A 3,269-nucleotide genomic window follows, 5' to 3' on the forward strand; every position below is an offset into this window, starting at 1 on the left:
GGCACCGTATTTAATGCCAGGACAAGATATATCATAATAATCAGATCCAGTACCAGTAATTGAGGTATGTACCGTCTTTGGCAGTGTGTTGATATCAGCCTTACCAGCTAAATCACTATTTAACCGGGTAAAAAATCATAACAATTTGAGAGTGTAACATTTTGACCAGCCCCCTTACAGGGCTTATTTTATTGCCTGCGTCCGGCATGATCCGGCAGGCGGAAAGGAATTTAACCATGGAAAAAATCAAAATCAATGAGAAACTGTATGACCTCGTAATCAACGGAGTGCAGCTCACGGATCAGGGCGGGAGAGTGATCTTCCAGCCGGCGGCCGTCACGTTTGCGGAGATCGAGGCTGACGTTAAGGCCACAAAAGCTATTACCGTACTGGACGATGCCGGGGAACCTATCCTGACGCGCTCAGACCTTGTGTATGCTGGCCGACTGGCGAAAGATGATAACTATGTCGTAGGTACAGAACAGGTCCAGACAGGGACTGATCCTGAGTCCGGCGATCCGATCACAGAGACGCGGGACGTGATCGGCATGGTTATGATTGCCGAGTTCCGGGCGCCTGATCTGCGGGAGGAGCTGGCAGCCACAAAGGCACAGCTTGCATATGTGGCAATGATGGGCGGCATTGACTTAGAGGAGGTGTAGGATATGAGCAAGTATAACAAGGTTAAGGGATATTACGGTGATGGGTACTGGTCGATTGGCATGGTACGCAATGCAGTAGGGCGTTGGATCACAGCGGAGGAGTTCCGAGATATCACCGGAACGGATTATTAATAGGAGGATTGAGAATATGAAAAGAGAATATGTTATCGGGATTCAGGGGGTACTGGCGGCAGCCGGTGCCTACCTGAGTAATAAGTTAGGGATCCTGTTTCCGGTTCTGTGTGCGCTGGCAGCCATGATGGTTGTGGACTACATAACCGGTATGCTGGCAAGTAAGACAGAAGCGATTGACCATCCGGCTGATCCTGATTATGGCTGGAGCAGTAAGCGGGGCGCGAAAGGGATCATTAAGAAGGTCGGTTATCTCTGTGTTATCGCCGTGGCTATGGTGGTTGATTATGTGATTGCCACGGTATCCGGAACGCTGGGATTAGGGATTCCTGCGGGCGCGTTTTTCGGGCTTTTGGTGACAGTATGGTACTTGCTCAATGAGTTGTTGTCTATCATCGAGAATGCCGGCAGAATGGGCGCTGCGGTGCCTGAATGGCTGCTTAGATATATTGCGGTGTTGAAAGATAAGATCGACAATACAGACTATCAGGGTGGCGGCCGGTAACGCTGGAGGTGATACTGTACTTATTTATGGGCCTGGGATAATCCTGGGCCTTTTTCTTTTTAGGAGGTACTATGACAGCACAAGAAAAGAGGCAGGCGGTAATCAATAAGTACGATTTGTTGATTGGCCGTAATTATTATAGTCAGAACTTACGTGATTATTGTTACAAAAAATATAAGGACGGAAACTACTACAGTGATTGCAGTAGTTCTATTTGTTATGCATACGCGGAGGCCGGACAGAGTTTCGGTATACTTAATACCGCTGGAATATATCAGTCCAGCAAGTTGACAACCGTAGACGTAGACATAACCGCAGGTATCCCGGACGTTTCCCGGTTGCGTCCCAGTGATATGCTAGAATTCGCAGGGACCGATAAGAGTCGCCCGCTTAAGATCGGCCACGTTGAGATGTACTGCGGTAATGGCATTATCTGCGGCCACGGTAGTGGCAGGCCGAGTTATAAGCAGCTTACGGCATACTGCAAGAGCCGGTATGACTCATGGGCGCCGGGAGGCTGGAGGAAGGGGCTAGTAAGCGTCATACGGTATATACAGGACGATGCAGCGCCGAAGCCGGAAGAGCCGAAGAAATCAGGCTGGTATGAGGAGGACGGCGGCTGGAAGTATTACCTCGGTAACAGTGGGGAACCGGTCCGTAATGCCTGGTATCAGGACGTAGACGGTAAATGGTACTGGTTTAATGGTGCTGGCCTGATGGTACATAACACCTGGTATATGTATGACGGAGACTGGTACTATCTGGGAAATGATGGAGCCATGTGCACGGGCCAGGTAACAGTGGACGGCAAGTGGTACATCATGGATAACGCCGGAGGCATGATCGTGGAGCCGGTGACCTTGACACCAGATCAGGACGGAGCATTGCAGTATCCGGGGCTGACTGGATAACGAAAAAGGCGGTCCGTGTGGGCCGCCTAATCATATTTCTATTCAGTCCGTTCCTAATCGAAACAATCCGATTACTTTTCCTAATATCTCCAGATGCTTTACAATAATGGGACCCATATCGCTATTCTCTGGTTGAAGCTTATAGTATCCATCTTCTTTGAAAAAACGTTTTACTGTAGCTGAATCATCCACAAGAGCAACAACAATTTCACCATTGCATGCGGTTGAGCACCGCTCAACTATTAGCTGATCTCCATCGAATATGCCAGCATTAATCATACTGTCCCCCTTAACATTCAACATAAATGTCTCCTCACAAGGGAGTAATTCGGCGGGTATTGGATAGTAATTTTCAATATTTTCTTCTGCAAGTAATGGTACACCGGCCGCAACAGTGCCTAACAGTGGTACATTAATTACTTTGCGTCTTAACAGATTAAAGTTGTCATCCATTATCTCTATTGTTCGTGAGTGCAGTGGGCTTTTACGGATATATCCTTTTTCCTCCAATACGTTAAGATGATTTTGTACAGAGGACGGAGAACTTAAACCGACTGCTTTACAGATATCCCGAACAGCCGGTGAATACCCTCTTTTTAAAATGTTATTTTTGATATACTTTAAAATCTCTGATTGCTTCGGCGTTATTTTTTCCATTTAATCACCGCCTTTACTCCATAAAGTTTGCATCACATTTACTACAATATGCATGTACATGTCCATTTGTTGAAGCTTTAGAAGCATATGCTTTTCCTCCACATAACGGGCAAGCGAATTCCGCTGTTAATTCAGTTTCCACTGCTTCAGTAGCGGCATTAAAAAAATCTAACATTTTTTGGAGTTCCTCTGGTAAAATATCATTCATAGTATCGCCTCCTTTTCTGCTTATGAATATAGAATAACATATAATTCACAGAAAAGCAAACGTTTGTTCGATAAAATAGTGATTTAGGTGTGTTTAAAAACAGTTTTGACACGGCTTTAGTAGATATTACTCCATACAAAGTATCTAGTATTGTGGGTACAACATCTATATGTTATCTCCAGAAATACGGGAGG

6 protein-coding genes are annotated in these 3,269 nt (G+C 46.0%); 4 read left to right on the forward strand and 2 right to left on the reverse strand.

Going from position 1 to position 3,269, the window contains the following annotated elements:
- Positions 1 to 236 precede the first annotated feature (236 nt).
- The 4 genes from H8S75_RS32105 (at position 237) to H8S75_RS32120 (ending at position 2,210) form a co-directional block, all read left to right on the forward strand.
- Entirely contained in the window at positions 237 to 662 is a 426-nt protein-coding gene (locus tag H8S75_RS32105; RefSeq protein ID WP_187024940.1) for a hypothetical protein, read from the forward strand.
- Between the two features lie 3 nt (positions 663 to 665).
- A complete protein-coding gene (locus tag H8S75_RS32110) occupies positions 666 to 794 on the forward strand; it encodes an XkdX family protein (RefSeq protein WP_187024941.1) in 129 nt (42 codons plus the stop codon).
- A 16-nt stretch (positions 795 to 810) separates the two neighbouring features.
- Positions 811 to 1,299 (forward strand): phage holin family protein, encoded by a 489-nt coding sequence (locus tag H8S75_RS32115; RefSeq protein WP_187024942.1) that lies wholly within the window; start codon positions 811 to 813, stop codon positions 1,297 to 1,299.
- Between the two features lie 71 nt (positions 1,300 to 1,370).
- Positions 1,371 to 2,210 carry a cell wall-binding protein gene (locus tag H8S75_RS32120; protein ID WP_187024943.1) on the forward strand — a complete coding sequence of 280 codons (840 nt, stop codon included), beginning with the start codon at positions 1,371 to 1,373 and terminating at the stop codon, positions 2,208 to 2,210.
- 42 nt (positions 2,211 to 2,252) lie between these two features.
- Here H8S75_RS32120 and lexA read toward each other — a convergent pair whose 3' ends face one another.
- Together lexA and H8S75_RS32130 are read right to left on the reverse strand one after the other, a co-directional pair.
- Positions 2,253 to 2,867: a transcriptional repressor LexA gene (lexA, locus tag H8S75_RS32125; RefSeq protein WP_187024944.1), complete on the reverse strand. Its 615-nt coding sequence runs from the start codon at positions 2,865 to 2,867 to the stop codon at positions 2,253 to 2,255.
- Between the two features lie 13 nt (positions 2,868 to 2,880).
- Complete coding sequence (locus tag H8S75_RS32130; RefSeq protein WP_187024945.1) at positions 2,881 to 3,075, reverse strand: hypothetical protein; 195 nt, start codon at positions 3,073 to 3,075, stop codon at positions 2,881 to 2,883.
- Positions 3,076 to 3,269: the final 194 nt, after the last annotated feature.

The sequence above is a fragment of the Hungatella hominis genome (assembly GCF_014288005.1).
In the GTDB taxonomy this organism is placed as follows: Bacteria; Bacillota; Clostridia; order Lachnospirales; family Lachnospiraceae; genus Hungatella; species Hungatella effluvii.